Genomic DNA, 22,499 nt, shown 5'->3' with positions numbered 1-22,499 from the left:
AGTGCCACGCTGGTCGTCCTACGAGAGCGCCATCATGTCCCAGGATTTTTATTTTTTGCTGATGCCGGGGTTCTCGGCGATTGGGTTTATTTCCGCGCTGGAACCGTTGCGGGTGGCGAATCGCTTCCGTGGCGAGCTGTACCGCTGGCATGTCTTGAGCGCCGATGGCGGTGCGGTACTGGCGAGCAATGGCATGTCGGTCAATGCCGACGCCGCGTTGGAACCGCTGAAAAAGGGTGCGACGCTGTTGGTGGTGGCCGGCTTCGAACCGCTGCAGTTCGCCACGCCGACGCTGGATCACTGGCTGCGCCGTCTCGACCACGACGGCGTGACCCTCGGCGCCATCGACACCGGCGCCTGCGTGCTGGCCGAAGCCGGCCTGCTCGACGGCCACCGCCTGACCTTGCACTGGGAAGCCATCGATGCGTTCAAGGAATCGTATCCGCACCTGAGCGTCACCCAGGAACTGTTCGAGATCGACCGCCGTCGCATCACCTGTGCCGGCGGCACCGCGTCCATCGACCTGATGCTCGACCTGATCGCCCAGGCCCACGGCCCTGACCTGGCGATTCAGGTCTCCGAACAGTTCGTACTGGGCCGCATCCGCCCGCGCAAAGACCACCAGCGCATGCAGATCGCCACGCGCTACGGCATCAACAACAAAAAACTGGTGCAGGTGATCGGCGAGATGGAGCAACACACCGAGCCGCCCCTGAGTACCCTGGCCCTGGCCGACGCAATTAAGGTCACCCGGCGCCAACTGGAGCGGCTGTTTCGCCTGCATCTGAACGACACACCGAGTAACTTCTACCTGCGCCTGCGCCTGGAAAAAGCCCGACAACTGCTGCGCCAGAGCGATATGAGCGTGCTGGAAGTGAGCATTGCTTGCGGGTTCGAGTCGCCGTCGTATTTCACCCGCAGTTATCGGGCGAGGTTTGCGAAATGTCCGAGGGAGGATCGGCGACGGGAGGTGGTTTGATCGTTTTTTAGTCAATTATAGTGGCGGCTATAATTTATAGTCGTTTCCATAATTAGGTATAAAAGCGGCCGGCACCGCGGATCAAATGTGGGAGGGGGCTTGCCCCCGATAGCGGTGGGTCAGCAGCACATAAGTGACTAACACACCGCCATCGGGGGCAAGCCCCCTCCCACAGTAGATTTTGGTGTGGCTTATTTTTTCAGCAGGGCCGAACACGCTGTTTTGTAGGCCTCATGCTGATACTTGTTCAGTGTCGCCGGTAGCTCGACGTTGTGCTTCTTGCTTTGCGCGTTAATGGTCTGCGGCGACAGCAAGGTCACCTCTACCCCCTCCAACAACTGAAACACCCCTTCAATCTTGAACGTGGTCGGGCCACCGGCGAATTCACCTTTCTTGCTGCGCTTCTTGATCGCGATACGGGTGATGGCATTTGCCTGCACGAACGCCTTCACCTGGGCGGCGAAGGCTTTGACGTTTGCGGCTTCGTCGTCATCTTCAAGGGCGATTTTCTTGGTGGCCAGGGCGACGTGGGTCAGCGCCTGGTTGTCCAGGGAAGCGACGGCGATGATGGCTTCGCTGCCTTTGATTTCGATACCGCAGAGAGTCATGAAAAGCCCTGGTTCAGAAGGAAAGTCGCAGGATTGTCGCTTATTCCTGCCCAATCGACTCCAAAAACTCCGACCGCTCGTCACTCATCCGCGCCAGGCAATCATTCAGCGCAATCGCATACGCCTTGGTCCCGGTCACTGCCGGGAAGGTGTCCACCGCGCAATCGGCATCGCGCAGTTTTTCCCACTTCTGCTGGGCATCCTTCAGACGAGCGGTAATGTCGGCGAGCTTGGTCTTGTCGCTGCCGTAGGTGGACCCCATGCGTTCCAGCAGGCCCTGATAGTTGTCTTTCAACAATTGCTCGGCGGTGGTTTTGTTGTAGGTGGCGCATTCCAGGGTTTGCTGGTCGTTCTCGATGCCGTCGCACGGCGTGCTGTCGGTGTCTTCGGCGGCGTGGACGCCGGTTGCGATGAGTGCCAAAGCCAGGAAAATCGATTTCATTGCGCCGTCTCATATCAGGTGATGCGGAATTCTGGCTCAAGCGTAAGACAAAGAACAGCCGCCAGTCAGGCATGTCTACACAGGCTTTGTCGCGGATTGACGCTTTCGGCAATTCCCCTGTCGTTTTTGCACCCGGCTCCGTCGGCCCCTGGGCATATGCTGGCCCCAAAGCGCCGGCAGACGATTCGGCGCATGAATCGCCAATAAGGGGACGCCTGATGAGCCCAGCCGAGTTGCACACCGACAGCATCGTTATCGACGGTCTGATTATTGCCAAGTGGAACCGCGACCTGTTCGAAGACATGCGCAAAGGTGGCCTGACGGCTGCCAACTGCACGGTGTCGGTGTGGGAAGGCTTCCAGGCCACGATCAATAACATCGTCGCCAGCCAGACCCTGATCCGCGAAAACAGCGACCTGGTGATCCCGGTGAAAACCACCGCCGATATCCGTCGTGCCAAGGAGCAGGGCAAGACCGGCATCATCTTCGGCTTTCAGAATGCCCACGCGTTTGAAGACCAGCTCGGCTATGTCGAGATCTTCAAGCAGCTCGGCGTCGGTGTGGTGCAGATGTGCTACAACACCCAGAACCTGGTGGGCACCGGCTGCTACGAGCGCGACGGCGGCCTGTCGGGTTTCGGGCGTGAGATTGTCGGCGAGATGAACCGTGTCGGCATTATGTGCGACCTGTCCCACGTCGGTTCCAAGACCAGCGAAGAAGTCATCCTCGAATCGAAAAAGCCGGTGTGCTATTCCCACTGCCTGCCCTCGGGCCTCAAGGAGCACCCGCGCAACAAATCCGATGAAGAACTCAAGTTCATCGCCGACCACGGCGGGTTTGTCGGCGTGACCATGTTCGCGCCGTTCCTGGCCAAGGGCATCGATTCGACCATCGACGATTACGCCGAAGCCATCGAATACACCATGAACATCGTCGGCGAAGACGCCATCGGCATCGGCACCGACTTCACCCAGGGCCATGGCCAGGATTTCTTTGAAATGCTGACCCATGACAAAGGCTACGCCCGCCGCCTGACCAGCTTCGGCAAGATCATCAACCCGCTGGGCATCCGCACCGTGGGCGAGTTTCCCAACCTCACCGAGACCCTGCTCAAGCGCGGCCATCCTGAACGCGTGGTGCGCAAGATCATGGGCGAGAACTGGGTCAATGTCTTGAAAGACGTCTGGGGCGAATAAGCCAGACACCCACCGGCAACACCACTACGAATTTTTCTGGAGTTAAGTTTCCATGGCCAAGATCGCCCCGCAATTGCCAATCGAAGTCGACAGCGAAACCGGTGTCTGGACTTCCGACGCCCTGCCGATGCTGTACGTGCCGCGCCATTTCTTCGTCAACAACCACATGGGCATCGAAGAAGTGCTGGGTGCCGACGCCTACGCCGAGATCCTCTACAAGGCCGGCTACAAGTCCGCCTGGCACTGGTGTGAAAAAGAAGCCGAGTGCCACGGCCTGGAAGGCGTCGCGGTGTTCGAGCACTACATGAAGCGCCTGTCGCAACGCGGCTGGGGCCTGTTCAAGATCCAGGACATCGACCTGGATAAAGGCACCGCCAGCGTCAAGTTGGAACATTCGGCCTTCGTCTACGTGTACGGCAAGGTCGGGCGCAAAGTGGACTACATGTTCACCGGATGGTTTGCCGGCGCGATGGACCAGATCCTTGAAGCGCGTGGCAGCAAGATCCGCACTGTGGCTGAACAAGTCTACGGAGGCTCCGAAGAGGGCCACGATGACGGCCTGTTCACCGTCAAGCCGTTGTAAGCCGAGGACCGTGCCATGGCTTTCGAAGCAATGTTCCAACCGATCCAGATCGGCAAACTGACCATCCGCAACCGCGTGCTCAGTACCGCCCACGCCGAGGTGTATGCCACCGACGGCGGCATGACCACCGACCGCTATGTGAAGTACTACGAAGAGAAGGCCAAGGGCGGTATCGGCCTGGCGATCTGCGGCGGCTCCTCGGTGGTGGCCATCGACAGCCCGCAGGAATGGTGGAGTTCGGTGAACCTGTCCACCGACCGCATCATCCCGCACTTCCAGAACCTGGCCGACGCCATGCACAAGCATGGCGCCAAGATCATGATCCAGATTACCCACATGGGCCGTCGCTCGCGTTGGGACGGCTTCAACTGGCCTACCCTGATGTCGCCGTCCGGCGTGCGTGAGCCGGTGCACCGTGCCACCTGCAAGACCATCGAGCCGGAAGAGATCTGGCGCGTGATCGGCAACTATGCCAGCGCCGCCAAGCGCGCCAAGGCCGGTGGCCTGGACGGGGTGGAACTGTCCGCCGTGCACCAGCACATGATCGACCAGTTCTGGAGCCCGCGGGTCAACAAGCGCACCGACGAATGGGGCGGTACCTTCGAAGGCCGCATGAAGTTCGGCCTGGAAGTGTTGAAGGCCGTGCGCGCCGAAGTCGGTGACGATTTCTGCGTGGGCATGCGCCTGTGCGGCGACGAGTTCCACCCGGACGGCCTGTCCCACGAGGACATGAAGCAGATCGCCAAGTATTACGACGATACCGGCATGCTCGACTTCATCGGCGTGGTGGGCTCGGGGTGCGATACGCACAACACCCTGGCCAACGTGATCCCGAACATGAGTTACCCGCCGGAGCCGTTCCTGCACCTGGCGGCCGGTATCAAGGAAGTGGTGAAGGTCCCGGTGCTGCACGCGCAGAACATCAAGGACCCGAACCAGGCCACGCGCATTCTGGAAGGCGGCTATGTGGACATGGTCGGTATGACCCGCGCCCATATTGCCGACCCGCACCTGATCGCCAAGATCAAGATGGGCCAGATCGACCAGATCAAACAGTGCGTCGGCGCCAACTATTGCATCGATCGCCAGTACCAGGGCCTGGATGTGCTGTGCATCCAGAACGCCGCGACTTCCCGTGAATACATGGGCGTGCCGCACATTATCGAGAAGTCCACCGGGCCTAAACGCAAAGTGGTCGTGGTGGGTGCGGGGCCGGCCGGTATGGAGGCTGCACGCGTCGCCGCCGAACGCGGCCACGAGGTGACCCTGTTCGAAAAGAAAGAATTTATCGGCGGGCAGATCACCACCGCATCGAAAGCGCCGCAGCGTGACCAGATTGCCGGGATCACGCGCTGGTTCCAGTTGGAGCTGGCACGCTTGAAAGTCGACCTGCGCCTGGGTGTGGCGGCAGACGCCGAAACCATCCTCGACCTGCGCCCGGACGTGGTGGTGCTGGCCGTCGGTGGGCATCCGTTCATTGAACAGAACGAACACTGGGGCGCTGCCGAAGGTTTGGTGGTGAGCAGTTGGGACGTGCTCGACGGCAAAGTCGCACCGGGCAAGAACGTGCTGGTGTACGACACCATCTGCGAATTCACCGGCATGTCGGTGGCGGATTTCCTTGCGGACAAAGGCTGCCAGGTCGAGATCGTCACCGACGATATCAAGCCGGGCGTGGCCATCGGCGGTACGTCGTTCCCGACTTACTACCGCAGCATGTACCCCAAGGAAGTGATCATGACCGGCGACATGATGCTGGAAAAGGTCTACCGCGAGGGCGACAAGCTGGTGGCGGTGCTGGAGAACGAATACACCGGGGCCAAGGAGGAGCGGGTGGTCGACCAGGTGGTGGTGGAGAACGGCGTGCGCCCGGACGAGGCGATTTATTACGGGCTCAAGGAAGGTTCGCGCAACAAGGGCCAGATTGACGTCGAAGCCCTGTTCGCGATCAAGCCGCAGCCGTGCCTGAGCGAAGCGGGTGAAGGGTATTTGTTGTTCCGCATCGGTGACTGTGTGGCTCAGCGCAATACCCATGCCGCGATCTATGACGCCCTGCGCTTGTGCAAGGATTTCTAAGCCGACACCGAGCCAAAGTGGACTCGGTCCAAATGTGGGAGGGGGCTTGCTCCCGATAGCGGTGGGTCAGCTACAGCTATATCAACTGACACTCCGCCATCGGGAGCAAGCCCCCTCCCACATTTCAAGGCCAGTTTCACAGTAGACCTGTGTGGTCTGTGGGAGCTTCACCATGTTGAACACCTTGCTGCCAATTCTTCTGTTTGCCGCTTTGGGGCTCGCCGTCCTCGGCGCCCTGCGCCGTGTGAACATGTGGCGCCGCGGCCGTGCCTCCAAGGTCGACCTGCTCGGCGGCCTGTTGGCCATGCCCAAGCGCTACATGGTCGACCTGCACCATGTGGTCGCCCGCGACAAATACATCGCCAATACCCACGTCGCTACTGCGCTGGGCTTTGTGCTGTCGGCGCTTCTGGCGATCCTGGTGCACGGTTTCGGCCTGCACAACCGTATCCTCGGCTATGGGTTGCTGCTGGCCTCGGTGCTGATGTTTGTCGGCGCCACCTTTGTTTACCTGCGTCGGCGCAATCCGCCCGCGCGCCTGTCGAAGGGCCCGTGGATGCGCTTACCGAAAAGCCTGATGGCGTTTTCGGTCAGCTTTTTTCTGGTGACGCTGCCGGTGGCCGGCATCTTGCCCGCCGACTTCGGCGGCTGGCTGCTGGCCGCGTTGTTGAGCGTGGGCGTGTTGTGGGGCGTGTCCGAGATGTTCTTCGGCATGACCTGGGGCGGCCCGATGAAGCACGCCTTCGCCGGTGCCTTGCACCTGGCCTGGCACCGCCGCGCCGAGCGCTTTGGCGGTGGCCGCTCCACTGGCTTGAAACCGCTGGACCTCAGCGATAAAACCGCGCCGTTGGGCGTGGAAAAACCCAAGGACTTCACCTGGAACCAACTGCTCGGTTTCGACGCCTGCGTGCAGTGCGGCAAGTGCGAAGCCGCCTGCCCGGCGTTCGCCGCCGGCCAGCCGCTGAACCCGAAAAAACTCATCCAGGATATGGTGGTTGGCCTGGCCGGCGGCACCGATGCCAAATTCGCCGGCAGCCCGTATCCAGGCAAACCCATTGGCGAACACAGCGGCAACCCGCACCAGCCCATCGTCAATGGCTTGGTGGACGCCGAGACCCTGTGGTCATGCACCACCTGCCGCGCCTGTGTGGAAGAGTGCCCGATGATGATCGAGCACGTGGACGCCATCGTCGACATGCGCCGCTACCTCACCCTGGAAAAGGGCGCTACGCCGAACAAAGGCGCCGAAGTCCTGGAAAACCTGATCGCCACCGACAACCCCGGCGGCTTCGCACCCGGCGGCCGGCTGAACTGGGCGGCGGATTTGAACCTGCCGCTGCTCAGCGAGAGAGGCAGCTGCGAGGTGCTGTTCTGGGTCGGCGACGGTGCCTTCGACATGCGCAACCAACGCACCCTGCGCGCGTTCGTCAAAGTGCTCAAGGCGGCCAAGGTCGACTTCGCCGTGCTTGGCCTGGAAGAACGCGACAGCGGCGACGTGGCACGGCGCCTGGGCGATGAAGCGACCTTTCAGTTGCTGGCTTCGCGCAATATCCAGACCCTGGCCAAGTACTGCTTCAAGCGCATCGTCACCTGCGACCCGCACAGTTTCCATGTACTGAAAAACGAGTACGGCGCCTTCAACGGCAACTACCTCGTGCAGCACCACAGCACCTTCATGGCCGAACTGATCGGCGAGGGCGCGTTGAACCTGGGCCAGCACAAAGGCACCAGCGTGACCTATCACGACCCCTGCTATCTGGGCCGCTACAACGGCGAGTACGAAGCGCCGCGCCAGGTGCTGCGGGCCCTGGGTATCGAGGTCAAGGAGATGCAACGCTCGGGCTTTCGTTCACGCTGCTGCGGCGGCGGTGGCGGTGCGCCGATCACCGACATCCCCGGCAAGCAACGCATCCCGGACATGCGCATGGACGACATCCGCGAGACCGGCGCCGAACTGGTAGCTGTGGGTTGCCCGCAGTGCACGGCGATGCTCGAGGGTGTGGTCGAACCGCGTCCGTTGATCAAAGACATTGCCGAATTGGTGGCCGACGCCTTGCTTGAAGATGCGGCACCGGCCAAGGCGCCCAACAAGCGTGAACCTGCGGAGGTGCATTGATGAGCGACATTATCCGCCGCGATCCCCGTGCCGAATGGATCGCCCGTAACCGTCTTCATCCTTTGCACGCGGCGATGCAGCCCGTGCAACAAAGCTGGATGGGGCCCAACGGTGTGATCCGCAAGAACGTGCATGGTGTTGGTTTTATCGGTCCCAACGGGATCAAGCGTATCGACCGCAGCGGCGCCCAGCAGGGCGGTGCGGCCAAGCGTACGGCGGCGGTCGAGGTGCTGTTGCCGCTGCACCAGGTGCCGATGCCGGCGTTCTACATCAACGTGGTGCCGGATATGGTCGGTGGCCGCTTGAGCAGTCACGACCGTGATTTGCTCGGCCTGGCCCGGCAACTGGCCGGCAGTGACGGCGCGGTACTGGCGGTGGTGTTTGGTGAACACAAGGAGAGCGCGTTTGCTACAGCGGGTGTAGACCGCCTGCTGGTGCTGGACGGTCATGAGTTCGACGGTTATTCACCGGAGCAGCGCGTCCAGGGCCTGCGGGCTGTGGATAACCAGTTCAACCCGCGTCACTGGTTGCTGCCGGACAGCCGCAGCAGCGGCGGCGAGCTGGGTCGGCGTTTTGCCGCCAGCCTCAAGGAGCGCCCGGCCACGCGGGTGTGGCAGATCAAAGGCCAGGCGTGCATCGGCCGCGCCGGTGCGGGCCAGGAAGATCTGGCCCGGCCGTTGCCGCGCCTGATCCTCGCGGCCGCCGAATGTGCCGATCCGGTCAGCGAGACGCGCCATGAAGTCTTGCCCGTGGAGTTATCCACAACCCTGGCGCGCAGCCTGCCACGTATCGAAGACCTCGGCGCAGTGGCGGTGGACCCGGCGGCGATTCCCATGGCCGAAGCGGAATTCATTTTTTCTGGCGGCAACGGCGTGAAGGACTGGGCGCTGTTCCACCAGACCGCCGCGGCCCTGGGCGCCACCGAGGGCGCGTCGCGGGTGGCGGTGGACGATGGCTATATGGCGCGTGATCGCCAGGTCGGCGCCAGCGGCACCTGGGTCACGGCACGGGTGTACGTGGCCGTGGGCATTTCCGGGGCGATCCAGCACCTGCAAGGCATCGGTGCCTGCGACAAGGTGGTGGCGATCAACCTCGACCCAGGTTGCGACATGATCAAGCGTGCCGACCTGTCGGTGATCGGCGAAAGCGCCGCGATTCTGCAAGCCTTGATCGCTGCGGTCGAGGCCCACCGCAACGGCGCCAAGCGCGATGCAGCCTAGGGATATGACCATGACAACCAATGTAATCAGCCTGGTATCCGTCGGCGCCCACCCCACTTCCGGGCGCCCGCGCCGTGCCGAACAAGATGCGCGTGCGGTCGAGCTGGGGCTGCAGATGGCTGGGGATAAGTTGCAGGTACTGCACGCGGGCGACATCAGCGAGCCGACCTTGCGCAGCTACCTGGGCATGGGCCTGCCGCAACTGCATGTACTGGAACAGCCGGCGGGCGCCGATGCGTTGCCGGTGTTGAGTGACTATCTACGCGACGCCGGTGCCCAGGTGGTGCTCACCGGCAGCCAGGCGGAAACCGGCGAGGGGTCGGGCATGCTGCCGTTCCTGCTGGCCGAACAACTGGGTTGGCCGCTGATTGTCGGCCTGGCCCAGGTGGAGTCCATCGAAAGCGGCGTGGCCCACGTGCTGCAAGCCTTGCCCCGTGGCCAGCGGCGGCGCTTGAAGGTCCGCCTGCCGTTTCTCGCCACTGTGGATAACGCCGCGCCCAAGCCTCGGCAAAGCGCCTATGGCCCGGCGCAACGTGGTGAGTTGGCCGCCCACGAAGTCGTGATTGAACAGGACGAGTTATTCACAGACGCGCTGCTGCAGCCGGCCAAGCCGCGGCCCAAGCGCCTCAAGGTGATCAAGGCCAAGAGCGGCGCCGACCGTATGAAGGCAGCAACGGCCAAGGCCAGCGGGGGCGGTGGGCAGGTGCTCAAGGGCGTGAGCCCTGAAGAGGGCGCGCAAGCCATACTCAAATTGCTCATAGAAGAAGGCGTCGTACGCTGAACCCCTGTGGGAGGGTGCTTGCCCCCGATGGCGGAGTGTCAGTTGATATAGCTGTAACTGACCCACCGCTATCGGGAGCAGCCCCCTCCCACATTGGACCTGCGGTTTACCCACAATCGCTGTTGATCCGCCTGTGGATAAGATGTTCGCTGTCGGTTACAGGCCTTATAAACAAAGGCTATCCTCAATCTGCTCAAAATCTGATCAAAGGTCGTTTTTACAGCCCTGAAAGTGCTGAACCCCCCGATATATGCAGGTTTGACGCGGTTTTCCACAGCGTGAGCAAAGTTGCCCCCAAAGTCTGTTGGTGCTTCTGTGGATAAGGTGTTCGCGTTCCTCTGTAGCCCTTGAGTACCGTGGCTTACAGGCTTTAGATCAAAAAATGATCAAAGCGGGATAAAACCCCTGCGTTTAAATAAGTCACGGATTTTCTTGATTTATTTCCAGAGAAAAAGACAGTTGCCCACAATTGCTGTGGGTGTCTTTGTGGATAAGTTGTTGGGTAAAGGCTGGAAGGCAAGCTTTTAGCGGTCCGCGCGAGAGTTGATCAAATATTGTTCAGCGCCTGGTACAAGTGTGGGGGCTTGCTCCCGATAGGGATGGATCAGCTTGCACATGCATTGGCTGATACTCCGCTATCGGGAGCAAGCCCCCTCCCACATTTTGATCCACGGCGTGTCAGTTATTCGTGGGCGGCAACGCCTTTGAGGTAGGGCGCGGGCGCGGCACCGAGGTTGTTCAGCATGCGTTCGCTGTACCAATCGACAAAGTTCACCACGCCGAACTCATAGGTCTTGGAGTACGGGCCTGGCTGGTAAGCGGTGGAGTTGATCCCGCGCTGGTTCTCTTCGGCCAGGCGACGGTCCTGGTCGTTGGTGGCGTCCCACACTTGGCGCATGCGCTCCACGTCGTAGTCCACGCCTTCCACTGCGTCCTTGTGCACGATCCACTTGGTGGTGACCATGGTTTCCTGGGCACTGATCGGCCACACAGTGAACACGATGATGTGATCGCCCATGCAGTGGTTCCACGAGTGGGGCAGGTGCAGGATGCGCATCGAGCCCAGGTCGGGGTTCTTGATCCGGCCCATCAGTTTTGCGCAGCCCTGTTTGCCGTCCAGGGTCATCGACACGGTGCCCTTGAGCAGTGGCATGCGCACGATACGGTTGCGCAGGCCAAAACTGGCGTGGGCATAAGGAATCTTCTCGGCATCCCAGGCGGCGGCGGAAGCGGCTACGTGGTCCTTGAACGCCTGGTCGGCGCGCGGGTCGGTGACGTCGTCCCATTCCAGCAAGGTTTTCAGCAGTTCCGGGTGCGACGCGTTGCAGTGGTAGCACTCGCGGTTGTTTTCCAGCACCAGCTTCCAGTTGGCTTTTTCAAACAAGGTGGTCTGGATCGCCACCTTGGTGTTCTCCATGTCGTACGGTTCCATGTAATGGTTCAGGGTCGACAGGAAGTCATCGATGGCCGGTGGGTTTTCGGCCAGGCTGATGAAAATGTAGCCGCCGGCGGTCTTCACGTTCACCGGTTTGAGGCCGTACTGCTTCATGTCGAAGTCAGCGCCCATCTCGGTGCCGGCGAACAACAGGCGACCGTCCAGCTCGTAGGTCCACTGGTGGTAGTGGCAAACGAGCTTGGCGACCTTGCCCTTTTCGCTGGTGCACAAGCGCGAGCCACGGTGGCGGCACACGTTGTGGAAGGCGTGCACCACACCGTCGGCGCCACGGATCACGATGATCGGGTTCTTGCCCACTTGCAGGGTCAGGTAGTTGCCCTTGGTGGGGATTTCGCAGGTCATGCCGGCAATCAACCACTCTTTCTGGAAGATCTCCTGCATGTCGATATCGAACAGTCGCTCATCAGAGTAAAACGGCTGTGGCAGCGAAAAGGTGCGCTCGCGCTCTTGCAGCATCTGCGCGGTGGCCTTGCGTGCGGGTTCCAGCGGATCGCCCAAGCTTAAGGTTGCGGTGACGTCCATCGTGTATGTCCTCATGGCCATTCTGTGTGGCCGGCGAATAGTGGCTACGGTTGGTGCTGTGCAAGGCGTAAAGAAAGTGTCTTTCGTTGGGAGCGAGTGTGGGCCCGGCGTTGCGTCGAACCTTATCCATGGGCGACATGGCCCAATCTGATCCCGACGCGCAACCCCCTGTCGTTGGGGGCTGGTCGCGGTAAGTATGTGAATGTCGCAGATAGGTAAATGGCGGATTCTCGCGTTACGCAGAATCGCCACCATAAGGCCGAGCCTCGGCGGTGGAGAACAGTATGTCCAACAGCTTCCTGAATCCGGTAACTACCCAGACCTGGGCCAATGGTCGGCACATCGTCCGTTGCGTCAAAGTCATCCAGGAAACCTGGGACGTGCGCACCTTCTGCTTTATGGCCGACCAGCCGATCCTGTTCTTTTTCAAGCCCGGGCAGTTCGTCACCCTGGAGCTGGAAATCGAAGGCCAGCCGATCATGCGCTCCTACACTATTTCCAGTTCGCCCTCGGTGCCCTACAGCTTTTCGGTGACCATCAAGCGCGTACCGGGCGGCAAGGTTTCCAACTGGCTGCACGACACGCTGCATGAGGGCCAGGAACTGGCGGTGCACGGGCCGGTGGGGCTGTTCAACGCGATCGACTACACCAATCCGAAAGTGTTGTACCTGAGCGGCGGCGTCGGTATCACCCCGGTGATGTCCATGGCGCGCTGGTTTTACGACACCAACGCCAATGTCGACATGGTCTTCGTCCACAGCGCCCGCTCGCCGAAAGACATCATCTACCACCGCGAACTGGAACACATGGCGTCGCGGATCGATAACTTCAGCCTGCACCTGATTTGTGAGAAGCACGGTCTTGGAGAACCCTGGGCCGGGTACCGCGGCTATCTGAACCACAAGATGCTGGAACTGATGGTGCCGGACTTCCTCGAGCGCGAAGTGTTCTGCTGCGGCCCTACGCCGTACATGAGCGCGGTAAAACGCCTGCTGGAAGCCGCCGGTTTCGACATGACGCGCTATCACGAAGAATCCTTCGGCGCGACGCCGCCGGAAGCACGGGCCGACGCGGTGGAGCAGGCCGAACAAGCCGCTGATGCCCCTGAAGTCGACCTTGCGGACCTGCACCAGGTGGAATTCATTGCGTCCGGCAAGAGCATCCGCGTGGCGCCGGGCGAAACCGTGCATGCGGCGGCGGCCAAGCTTGGCCTGTTGATCCCGAAAGCATGCGGCATGGGCATCTGCGGCACATGCAAGGTGATGAAGCTGGGCGGCGAGGTGGAGATGGAGCACAACGGCGGGATTACCGAAGAGGACGAAGCCGAGGGTTACATCCTGTCATGCTGCAGTGTGCCGAAGGGCGATGTGCGCATCGAGTTCTGACCCGAGCGCTGGTGACGCGGAGCGTCCAGGGGAGGCATTCCCACGCGGAGCGTGGGAACGATCGATCTTGACCACGCTGATCGTTCCCACGCTCTGCGTGGGAACGCCTCCTGGGACGCTCCGCGTCCCGCCTCTCTTTAGAACCAAGGCTGGATGTTGATCAGCCCTTCCATCCCTGCATAGTTGCGAGCGCTGGAGTACCGCCAGTGTTCTGCGCGGTCCACATAGCCTCGTTTCACGGGGTTGTGATGGATGTAATCAAGCTTCTGACGCATGACGGCCTCGCTGTAGACCAGTTCTGCATGGGAGCCTTCCTGCCAGAGTTGATAAACACGATCTGCCTTGTGCGCACGTTTGCTGAAACGCAGGCGCTGTAACACGCGCTCCGCACCTTTGCTCTGCAGGTCGTCGATGATGGTGCGGGCAGTGAAGGATTTGAATTGGCTGACGCATTTTCCCAAGTCGGGCGCTTGGGCAACGAAGTGCAGGTGGTTTTCCAGCACGACGTAGCCAAACAGGTTTAACGCATGGTTAGTTTGTTGATATCGCCAGCAATCTAAAAGATGGTCCACCAAGTAACTGCGGGTGAAGAGTGGCAGCCACTCCATGACCGTACAGGTTAGAAAGTGCGGCTTTTCGGGCTCGGTGATGACGTAGCGGCTTCTACCCACGTGCTCATCCTTGAGTTGGGGTGGGACGCGGAGCGTCCAGGGCAGGCATTCCCACGCAGAGCGTGGGAACGATCAGTGGGGAGGGTTACTGGGCGTAGATGTGGATGACGAAGTGTTGGCCTGAGGCTGTCATTTCATAGACTTTGTCATAGATCCTGAGCGTTCTGGATGGCTCGCGGATGGTATCGCCGACTTTGGCGTGCTTCCTGAATTCGTCCCAGTCGATGACGGTGGTGCTGTCGGTGCCGTTGCTTTGCAGGGTATTGATGTTGTTTTGATATTCCATGATTAAGCTCTCCATTGGATAGGTATTTCCGGCCGATCATTCGGCAGGTAATAGACCCGAAAGGTGGCAGGTATCGCTGCGTTTTCCTTCCGGGTTCCAAGAGGATAGACAACGAAATCATATTGAGCTGCTGTCAGAAATATCAAAAAACAGACTCGGCAATCGGCCAGCACTGGCTGGGCTGACTTCTACTTCAAGCGTTCATCACTTCCCTGATATCCGCCGCCAATTCTCTTACACGCTCTTCCTCGGTATCCCACGCACACATGAAGCGTGCGCCGCCTTTGCCGATAAAGGTGTAGAAACGCCAGCCCTTGGCGGTCAGCGCGGCGATGGCCGGTTCCGAGAGTTGCAGGAACACGCCGTTGGCTTGCACCGGGAACATCAGCTCAACGCCAGGAATATCCGCCACCAGGCTGCTGAGCAGTTGCGCGCAGTGGTTGGCGTGGCGCGCATGCTTGAGCCAGGCGTCGTTTTCCAGCAGGCCCACCCACGGTGCCGACAAAAAGCGCATCTTCGACGCCAGTTGGCCGGCCTGTTTGCAGCGGTAGTCGAAGTCTTCGGCCAGCTTGTGGTTGAAGAACAGGATGGCTTCACCCACCGCCATGCCGTTCTTGGTGCCGCCAAAGCACAGCACGTCCACGCCGGCCTTCCAGGTCAGGTCGGCCGGTGAGCAGCCGAGGAAGGCGCAGGCGTTGGAGAAGCGTGCGCCGTCCATGTGCAGGTTCAGGCCCAGTTCCTTGCAGGTAGCGCTGATGGCGCGGATTTCCTCCGGGGTGTAGACGCTGCCGACCTCGGTGGCCTGGGTCAGCGTGACCACGCGCGGTTTCGGGTAGTGGATGTCCTGGCGCTTGAGGGCGATTTCGCGGATCGATTCCGGGGTCAGCTTGCCGTTTTCGGTGCGGGCGGTGAGCAGCTTGGAACCGTTGGAGAAAAACTCCGGCGCGCCGCATTCGTCGGTCTCGACGTGGGCGGTTTCCGAGCAAATCACGCTATGGTAGCTCTGGCACAGCGAAGACAGCGCCAGGGAGTTGGCGGCGGTACCGTTGAAGGCGAAGAACACTTCGCAGTCGGTTTCGAACAGATTGCGGAAACCGTCGGCGGCGCGGTGGGTCCACTCATCATCACCGTAGGCGCGTTGATGGCCCTGGTTGGCTTGTTCCATGGCGGCCCAGGCTTCCGGGCAGATGCCGGAATAGTTGTCGCTGGCGAATTGTTGGCTCTTGTCGGTCATGGCCCATTCCTGTGGTCGATGTTGGTGCGCACTTTAACCAAGATTGGGAGGGGGGCGCACGCACTGTAAATGCAAAGTCGTTGGGGAATTATGCACGGTACTGAAACGATTCCTGTCGGACGTATCCGCGATGGCGCTTTGGATCTGCTCAAGTGGCTGGCACTGCTGAGTATGGTGCTGGACCACCTGCGCTATGTGGGGTTGAGCCTGGATGGGCTGTACGTGCCGGGGCGCCTGGCGTTCCCGTGGTTTTGCCTGGCGATCGCGGCGAACCTGCATCGCGCGCGCGAGGCGCCGATGAGCGGCCAGTGGCGCTACCTGGGCTGGCTGCTGTTGTTCAGTGTGATCAGCGAAGTGCCCTATCGGCTGTTCATCGAAGATGCCGATACGTTGAATGTGCTGCCGACCCTGGCGCTGGGCGTGCTGGTTGCCAGGGGATGGCAGCACAAAGCCCTTGTTGATCGAGGCTTGGCGCTGCTGGCGCTCGCAATAAGCGCTGTCTTTTCCACGCAACTGATGTTCGGTTTTTTTGGTGTATTGCTGCCACTGGCGATGCTGCTGGTATTCAGTCGGCCATGGTATTTCAGCGTGTTGCCGGGTTTGGTCTGCGTGGCCGCCAACCAATGGCAGATTTTGCTCAACAGCGGCTCGATCGTTGCGCTGTCCGGGTTGGCCGCGTGCCTGATCGCGCCATTGGCCGGATTGGTCTTGTTGCGACATGCCAAAAGCGCCTCCCCGCCAGCCATGCGTCGCTGGGCGTACGCGCTCTATCCCCTGCATTTCCTGCTGCTGCTACTCCTTCGCACGGTCAACGCCTAACCCATGTGGGAGGGGGCTTGCTCCCGATGGCGGAGTGTCAGCCACAGCCTATGCAAGCTGACCCACCGCTATCGGGAGCAAGCCCCCTCCCACATTTATTTCTGTGTTGTTTGAGCAATGTCGTAAACGCACCTTTGCGTGGCGTGCGCAGGCATTTGACCTGCACGCGCCAGCCCTACCATCGCATCAAAGGGCCCTGCACGGGCCTCAACAATACGAAAGGCTGGGAGAGACGCGATGTTCAGCAAACAAGACCAGATCCAGGGATATGACGACGCACTGCTGGCGGCGATGAATGCCGAGGAGCAGCGTCAGGAAGATCATATCGAGCTGATCGCGTCGGAGAACTACACCAGCAAGCGCGTGATGGAAGCTCAAGGCAGCGGCCTCACCAACAAATACGCCGAAGGCTACCCGGGCAAGCGCTACTACGGTGGCTGCGAGCATGTGGACAAGGTCGAGGCCCTGGCCATTGAGCGCGCCAAGCAGCTGTTCGGCGCCGATTACGCCAACGTGCAGCCGCACTCCGGCTCGTCCGCCAACAGTGCGGTGTACCTGGCGCTGATCAATGCCGGCGACACCATTCTCGGCATGAGCCTGGCCCACGGCGGCCACCTGACCCACGGCGCCAAGGTGTCGTCCTCGGGCAAGCTGTACAACGCGGTGCAGTACGGCATCAACACCGACACCGGCCTGATCGACTACGACGAAGTCGAGCGCCTGGCCGTGGAACACAAGCCGAAAATGCTCGTGGCCGGTTTCTCTGCCTACTCCAAGACCCTGGATTTCCCTCGCTTCCGTGCGATCGCCGACAAGGTAGGTGCGCTGCTGTTCGTCGACATGGCCCACGTCGCCGGCCTGGTGGCCGCCGGTCTGTACCCGAACCCGCTGCCCTACGCGGACGTGGTCACCACCACTACTCACAAGACCCTGCGCGGTCCACGCGGTGGCCTGATCCTGGCCAAGGCCAACGAAGCCATCGAAAAGAAACTCAACGCGGCTGTCTTCCCCGGCGCCCAGGGCGGCCCGCTGATGCATGTGATCGCCGGCAAGGCGGTGTGCTTCAAGGAAGCAGCAGAGCCAGGCTTCAAGGCGTATCAGCAACAAGTGATCGACAACGCCCAGGCCATGGCCGAAGTGTTCATCAAGCGCGGCTACGATGTGGTCTCCGGTGGCACCGACAACCATTTGTTCCTGGTCAGCCTGATCCGTCAGGGCCTCACCGGCAAAGACGCGGACGCCGCCCTCGGCCGCGCCCACATCACCGTCAACAAGAACGCTGTGCCGAATGACCCGCAGTCGCCGTTCGTGACCTCGGGCCTGCGCATCGGTACCCCGGCGGTCACCACCCGTGGCTTCAAAGTGCCGCAGTGCATCGAACTGGCCGGCTGGATCTGCGACATCCTCGACAACCTCGGCGACGCCGATGTCGAGGCCAACGTGGCCAAGCACGTGTCTGCCCTGTGCGCTGATTTCCCGGTTTATCGCTGAGCGCGGTTTTGGAGTAATGACTATGCAACGCTACTCAGGCTTCGGCCTCTTCAAGCACTCCCTCAGCCATCACGAAAACTGGCAGAAGATGTGGCGCACGCCGACCCCGAAAAAGGTCTACGACGTGGTGATCGTCGGCGGTGGCGGGCATGGTCTGGCGACCGCTTACTACCTGGCCAAAGAGCACGGCATCACCAACGTGGCCGTGGTCGAGAAAGGCTGGCTGGGCGGTGGCAACACTGCGCGCAACACCACCATCGTGCGTTCCAACTACCTGTGGGATGAGTCGGCGCACCTGTATGAACACGCGATGAAACTCTGGGAAGGTTTGTCCCAGGACCTGAACTACAACGTGATGTTCTCCCAGCGTGGTGTCTACAACCTGTGCCACACCCTGCAGGACATCCGCGATTCCGAGCGCCGCGTCAGCGCCAACCGCCTCAACGGCGTGGATGGCGAACTGCTCAACGCCAAACAGGTAGCGGACGAGATCCCGTACCTCGACTGTTCGAAAAACACCCGTTACCCGGTCCTCGGCGCCACCGTGCAACGTCGCGGCGGCGTGGCCCGCCACGATGCCGTGGCCTGGGGTTTTGCCCGCGCCGCTGACGCTCTCGGTGTGGACTTGATCCAGCAGACCGAGGTGATCGGCTTTCGCAAGGAAAACGGCGTGTGCATCGGCGTGGAAACCAACAAGGGCTTTATCGGCGCCAAGCGCGTCGGTGTGGTCACGGCGGGTAACTCCGGGCACATGGCGTCACTCGCCGGGTTCCGTTTGCCGATCGAATCCCACCCGCTGCAAGCGTTGGTGTCGGAGCCGATCAAGCCGATTATCGACAGCGTGATCATGTCCAACGCCGTGCACGGCTACATCAGCCAGTCCGACAAGGGCGACCTGGTGATCGGCGCCGGCATCGACGGCTACAACGGCTACGGCCAGCGTGGCTCGTACCCGGTGATCGAACACACCATCCAGGCCATCGTCGAGATGTTCCCGGTATTGTCCCGGGTGCGCATGAACCGCCAGTGGGGCGGCATCGTCGACACCACGCCGGACGCCTGCCCGATCATCTCCAAGACCCCGGTGCCGAACATGTTCTTCAACTGCGGGTGGGGTACCGGTGGCTTCAAGGCTACGCCGGGCTCAGGCAACGTGTTTGCCGCGAGCCTGGCCAAGGGTGAAATGCACCCGTTGGCCGCGCCATTCTCCATCGACCGTTTCCACAACGGTGCGCTGATCGACGAACACGGCGCTGCGGCCGTCGCCCACTAACAGGAGAAATTTCCTATGTTGCATATCTTCTGTCCTCACTGTGGCGAACTGCGCTCCGAAGAGGAATTCCACGCGTCCGGCCAAGCGCACATCCCGCGCCCGCTGGACCCGAATGCCTGCACCGACGCCGAGTGGGGCGACTACATGTTCTTTCGCGACAACCCCCGTGGCCTGCACCACGAACTGTGGATTCACGCCGCCGGTTGCCGCCAGTACTTCAACGCAACGCGCGACACCCTGACTTACGAAATTCTTGAAACCTACAAGATCGGCGAGAAGCCGCAATTCACCGCCAAGGCCGCTGGAGAGAAGGTATGAGCCAGATCAATCGCCTGTCCAACGGTGGCCGCATCGACCGTAACAAAGTCCTGACCTTTACCTTCAACGGGCAGAGCTACAAGGGCTTTGAAGGCGACACCCTGGCCGCTGCACTGCTGGCCAACGGCGTCGACATCATCGGCCGCAGCTTCAAGTACTCGCGCCCTCGCGGCATCTTCGCCGCCGGCGCCGAAGAGCCGAACGCGGTGCTGCAGATCGGCGCCACCGAAGCCACCCAGATTCCCAACGTGCGCGCCACGCAACAAGCGCTGTACCAAGGCCTGGTTGCCACCAGCACCAACGGCTGGCCGAGCGTTAACAACGACATGATGGGCATCCTCGGCAAGGTCGGCGGCAAGCTGATGCCGCCGGGTTTCTACTACAAAACCTTTATGTACCCGCAGTCGTTCTGGATGACCTACGAGAAGTACATCCGCAAGGCGGCTGGCCTAGGCCGTTCGCCGACCGAGAACGATCCGGACACCTACGACAACTTCAACCGTCACTGCGATGTGCTGGTGGTCGGTGCCGGCCCGGCCGGCCTCGCCGCTGCACTGGCGGCTGCGCGCAGCGGCGCGCGGGTGATCCTTGCCGATGAACAGGAAGAGTTCGGTGGTTCGCTGCTGGATTCGCGCGAAAGCCTCGACGGCAAGCCGGCGACCGAATGGGTTGCCAGCGTGATTGCCGAGTTGAAAGCCCTGCCGGACGTGGTGCTGCTGCCCCGCGCCACCGTCAACGGCTACCATGACCATAACTTCCTGACCATTCACGAGCGCCTCACCGACCACCTTGGCGACCGCGCGCCGATCGGCGTGGTGCGCCAGCGTATCCACCGCGTGCGCGCCAAGCGCGTGGTGCTGGCCACGGGTGCGTGCGAGCGCCCCCTGGTGTACGGCAACAACGACGTGCCGGGCAACATGTTGGCGGGTGCAGTCTCGACTTACGTGCGCCGCTACGGCGTGGCACCGGGCAAAAAGCTGGTGCTGTCGACCAACAACGACCACGCCTACCGCGTTGCACTGGACTGGCTCGATGCGGGCCTGCAAGTGGTCGCGGTGGCCGATGTACGCCACAACCCACGCGGCGCGCTGGTTGAAGAAGCCCGCGCCAAGGGCATTCGTATCCTCACCGGCAGCGCTGTAGTCGAAGCGCGTGGCACCAAGCGCGTGAGCGCTGCCCGAGTGGCTGCGATCGATGTGAAAGCACACAAAGTCACCAGCCCTGGCGAGTGGCTGGACTGCGACCTGGTGGCCAGCTCCGGCGGCTACAGCCCGGTGGTCCACTTGGCCTCGCACCTAGGCGGCAAGCCGACCTGGCGCGAAGACATCCTCGGCTTCGTGCCGGGCGAAGCGCCGCAGAAACGCGTGTGCGTCGGCGGTATCAACGGCGTCTACGGCCTGGGCGATTCCCTGGCCGATGGGTTCGAAGGCGGCGTACGTGCGGCCAGCGAAGCCGGTTTCGCCCCGGTTGAAGGCGTGTTGCCGAAAGCCTTGAGCCGTCTGGAAGAGCCGACCCTGGCGCTGTTCCAGGTACCGCACGAAAAAGTTACCGCACGGGCGCCGAAGCAATTCGTCGACCTGCAGAACGACGTGACCGCCGCCGCCATCGAGCTGGCTACCCGCGAAGGTTTCGAATCGGTCGAGCACGTCAAGCGCTACACCGCGCTGGGCTTCGGTACCGACCAGGGCAAGCTGGGTAACGTCAACGGCCTGGCCATTGCCGCGCGCTCGCTGAACGTGACCATCCCGCAGATGGGCACCACCATGTTCCGCCCGAACTACACGCCGGTCACCTTCGGCGCGATTGCCGGCCGTCATTGCGGGCACATCTTCGAACCGGTGCGCTACACCGCGCTGCAAGCCTGGCACGTGAAGAACGGCGCCGAATTTGAAGACGTCGGCCAGTGGAAACGCCCGTGGTATTTCCCGCGCAACGGCGAAGACCTGCACGCTGCGGTCAAACGCGAATGCCTGGCCGTGCGCGACAGCGTCGGCCTGCTGGATGCGTCCACCCTCGGCAAGATCGATATCCAGGGCCCGGATGCCCGTGAGTTCCTCAACCGTATCTACAGCAACGCCTGGACCAAGCTCGACGTGGGCAAGGCGCGCTACGGCCTGATGTGCAAGGAAGATGGCATGGTCTTCGACGACGGCGTCACCGCCTGTCTGGCCGACAACCACTTCCTGATGACCACCACCACCGGCGGTGCCGCGCGTGTTCTGCAGTGGCTGGAAATCTATCAACAGACCGAATGGCCGGACCTCAAGGTGTACTTCACCTCGGTCACTGACCATTGGGCGACCATGACCCTGTCTGGCCCCAATAGCCGCAAGCTGCTGAGTGAAGTCACCGACATCGACCTGGACAAGGACGGCTTCCCGTTCATGACCTGGAAAGAAGGCCTGGTGGGCGGCGTACCGGCGCGGGTGTTCCGTATCTCGTTTACCGGCGAGCTGTCGTATGAAGTCAACGTGCAGGCCGACTACGCCATGGGCGTGCTGGAGCAGATCGTCGAGGCCGGCAAAAAATACAACCTGACGCCGTACGGCACCGAAACCATGCACGTCCTGCGCGCCGAGAAGGGCTTCATCATCGTCGGCCAAGACACCGACGGCTCGATGACCCCGGACGACCTGAACATGGGCTGGTGCGTAGGCCGTACCAAACCGTTCTCGTGGATCGGCTGGCGCGGCATGAACCGCGAAGACTGCGTGCGTGAAGAGCGCAAGCAATTGGTAGGCCTCAAGCCGATCGACCCGAGCGTGTGGCTGCCGGAAGGCGCACAGTTGGTGTTCGATCCGAAGCAGACGATCCCGATGAAAATGGTTGGCCATGTCACCTCAAGCTATGCGCACAACTCCCTGGGCTATTCGTTTGCCATGGGTGTGGTCAAGGGCGGCTTGAAGCGCATCGGCGAACGGGTGTTTTCACCCCAGGCCGATGGCAGCGTGATCGAGGCGGAGATTGTGTCTTCGGTGTTCTTTGACCCGAAAGGTGAGCGGCAGAACATCTGATACCTGATCGTTCCCACGCTCCGCGTGGG

The 22,499-nt window shown here is 61.4% G+C and carries 19 protein-coding genes; 13 read left to right on the top strand and 6 right to left on the bottom strand.

The features are described 5' to 3' along the window. Positions 1–34 precede the first annotated feature (34 nt). On the top strand, positions 35–979 hold the full coding sequence (locus tag C4J84_RS23925; RefSeq protein WP_124372480.1) for a GlxA family transcriptional regulator: 945 nt from the start codon (positions 35–37) through the stop codon (positions 977–979). 191 nt (positions 980–1,170) lie between these two features. Here the strand turns inward: C4J84_RS23925 and C4J84_RS23920 are convergent, their stop codons facing one another. Both C4J84_RS23920 and C4J84_RS23915 read right to left on the bottom strand, forming a co-directional pair. After that, the gene (locus C4J84_RS23920; protein WP_124372103.1) at positions 1,171–1,587 is read right to left on the bottom strand and encodes a DUF3010 family protein; all 417 of its coding nucleotides are present in this window, start codon (positions 1,585–1,587) and stop codon (positions 1,171–1,173) included. A 40-nt stretch (positions 1,588–1,627) separates the two neighbouring features. Next, on the bottom strand, positions 1,628–2,029 hold the full coding sequence (locus tag C4J84_RS23915) for a lysozyme inhibitor LprI family protein (protein ID WP_124372102.1): 402 nt from the start codon (positions 2,027–2,029) through the stop codon (positions 1,628–1,630). Between the two features lie 218 nt (positions 2,030–2,247). Here C4J84_RS23915 and C4J84_RS23910 point away from each other — a divergent pair, with 218 nt between their 5' ends. From C4J84_RS23910 to C4J84_RS23885, 6 genes are all read left to right on the top strand, one after another. Further along, positions 2,248–3,225, top strand: coding sequence for a dipeptidase (locus C4J84_RS23910; protein ID WP_124436195.1), 978 nt, complete (start codon positions 2,248–2,250; stop codon positions 3,223–3,225). 52 nt (positions 3,226–3,277) lie between these two features. After that, positions 3,278–3,808 carry a DUF5943 domain-containing protein gene (locus C4J84_RS23905; RefSeq protein WP_005792152.1) on the top strand — a complete coding sequence of 177 codons (531 nt, stop codon included), beginning with the start codon at positions 3,278–3,280 and terminating at the stop codon, positions 3,806–3,808. 15 nt (positions 3,809–3,823) lie between these two features. Next, positions 3,824–5,884: a dimethylglycine demethylation protein DgcA gene (gene dgcA, locus C4J84_RS23900; RefSeq protein WP_124421007.1), complete on the top strand. Its 2,061-nt coding sequence runs from the start codon at positions 3,824–3,826 to the stop codon at positions 5,882–5,884. Positions 5,885–6,056: 172 nt separating this feature from the next. After that, positions 6,057–8,000 (top strand): dimethylglycine demethylation protein DgcB, encoded by a 1,944-nt coding sequence (dgcB, locus tag C4J84_RS23895; RefSeq protein ID WP_124436194.1) that lies wholly within the window; start codon positions 6,057–6,059, stop codon positions 7,998–8,000. Further along, positions 8,000–9,220 (top strand): electron transfer flavoprotein subunit alpha/FixB family protein, encoded by a 1,221-nt coding sequence (locus C4J84_RS23890; RefSeq protein ID WP_124436193.1) that lies wholly within the window; start codon positions 8,000–8,002, stop codon positions 9,218–9,220. The genes dgcB and C4J84_RS23890 overlap by 1 nt, the downstream gene beginning before the upstream one ends. Positions 9,221–9,230: 10 nt before the next feature. Then, positions 9,231–10,001: an electron transfer flavoprotein subunit beta gene (locus C4J84_RS23885; RefSeq protein WP_124436192.1), complete on the top strand. Its 771-nt coding sequence runs from the start codon at positions 9,231–9,233 to the stop codon at positions 9,999–10,001. A 682-nt stretch (positions 10,002–10,683) separates the two neighbouring features. On the opposite strand, the gene gbcA is transcribed toward C4J84_RS23885, so the two are convergent. Then, the gene (gbcA, locus tag C4J84_RS23880; RefSeq protein WP_124368614.1) at positions 10,684–11,979 is read right to left on the bottom strand and encodes a glycine-betaine demethylase subunit GbcA; all 1,296 of its coding nucleotides are present in this window, start codon (positions 11,977–11,979) and stop codon (positions 10,684–10,686) included. A 284-nt stretch (positions 11,980–12,263) separates the two neighbouring features. On the opposite strand from gbcA, the gene gbcB reads away from it, so the two are divergent. Further along, positions 12,264–13,364, top strand: a complete 1,101-nt coding sequence (gene gbcB / locus C4J84_RS23875) for a glycine-betaine demethylase subunit GbcB (protein ID WP_124364713.1) — start codon at positions 12,264–12,266, stop codon at positions 13,362–13,364. Between the two features lie 137 nt (positions 13,365–13,501). Here gbcB and C4J84_RS23870 read toward each other — a convergent pair whose 3' ends face one another. The 3 genes from C4J84_RS23870 to C4J84_RS23860 form a co-directional block, all read right to left on the bottom strand. After that, positions 13,502–14,035: a transposase gene (locus C4J84_RS23870; protein WP_124436191.1), complete on the bottom strand. Its 534-nt coding sequence runs from the start codon at positions 14,033–14,035 to the stop codon at positions 13,502–13,504. An 85-nt stretch (positions 14,036–14,120) separates the two neighbouring features. Next, positions 14,121–14,321 (bottom strand): hypothetical protein, encoded by a 201-nt coding sequence (locus tag C4J84_RS23865; RefSeq protein WP_124368612.1) that lies wholly within the window; start codon positions 14,319–14,321, stop codon positions 14,121–14,123. Positions 14,322–14,514: 193 nt separating this feature from the next. Next, the gene (locus C4J84_RS23860) at positions 14,515–15,555 is read right to left on the bottom strand and encodes a low specificity L-threonine aldolase (protein WP_057723604.1); all 1,041 of its coding nucleotides are present in this window, start codon (positions 15,553–15,555) and stop codon (positions 14,515–14,517) included. Positions 15,556–15,645: 90 nt separating this feature from the next. Between C4J84_RS23860 and C4J84_RS23855 the strand changes: the two genes are divergently transcribed. The 5 genes from C4J84_RS23855 (at position 15,646) to C4J84_RS23835 (ending at position 22,470) form a co-directional block, all read left to right on the top strand. After that, on the top strand, positions 15,646–16,374 hold the full coding sequence (locus tag C4J84_RS23855) for a TraX family protein (protein ID WP_124436190.1): 729 nt from the start codon (positions 15,646–15,648) through the stop codon (positions 16,372–16,374). A gap of 237 nt (positions 16,375–16,611) precedes the next feature. After that, positions 16,612–17,865, top strand: a complete 1,254-nt coding sequence (gene glyA, locus C4J84_RS23850; RefSeq protein ID WP_124436189.1) for a serine hydroxymethyltransferase — start codon at positions 16,612–16,614, stop codon at positions 17,863–17,865. Positions 17,866–17,887: 22 nt separating this feature from the next. Continuing rightward, the gene (locus C4J84_RS23845) at positions 17,888–19,138 is read left to right on the top strand and encodes a sarcosine oxidase subunit beta (protein WP_010207084.1); all 1,251 of its coding nucleotides are present in this window, start codon (positions 17,888–17,890) and stop codon (positions 19,136–19,138) included. A gap of 15 nt (positions 19,139–19,153) precedes the next feature. Continuing rightward, the gene (locus tag C4J84_RS23840) at positions 19,154–19,456 is read left to right on the top strand and encodes a sarcosine oxidase subunit delta (RefSeq protein WP_122487201.1); all 303 of its coding nucleotides are present in this window, start codon (positions 19,154–19,156) and stop codon (positions 19,454–19,456) included. After that, positions 19,453–22,470: a sarcosine oxidase subunit alpha gene (locus tag C4J84_RS23835; protein WP_124436188.1), complete on the top strand. Its 3,018-nt coding sequence runs from the start codon at positions 19,453–19,455 to the stop codon at positions 22,468–22,470. The genes C4J84_RS23840 and C4J84_RS23835 overlap by 4 nt, the downstream gene beginning before the upstream one ends. Positions 22,471–22,499: the final 29 nt, after the last annotated feature.

The sequence above is a fragment of the Pseudomonas sp. R11-23-07 genome (genome assembly GCF_003852295.1).
In the GTDB taxonomy this organism is placed as follows: Bacteria; Pseudomonadota; Gammaproteobacteria; order Pseudomonadales; family Pseudomonadaceae; genus Aquipseudomonas.
The sequence above is the reverse complement of the archived record's forward strand: the minus strand, read 5'-3'. Positions and strand labels throughout refer to the sequence as shown.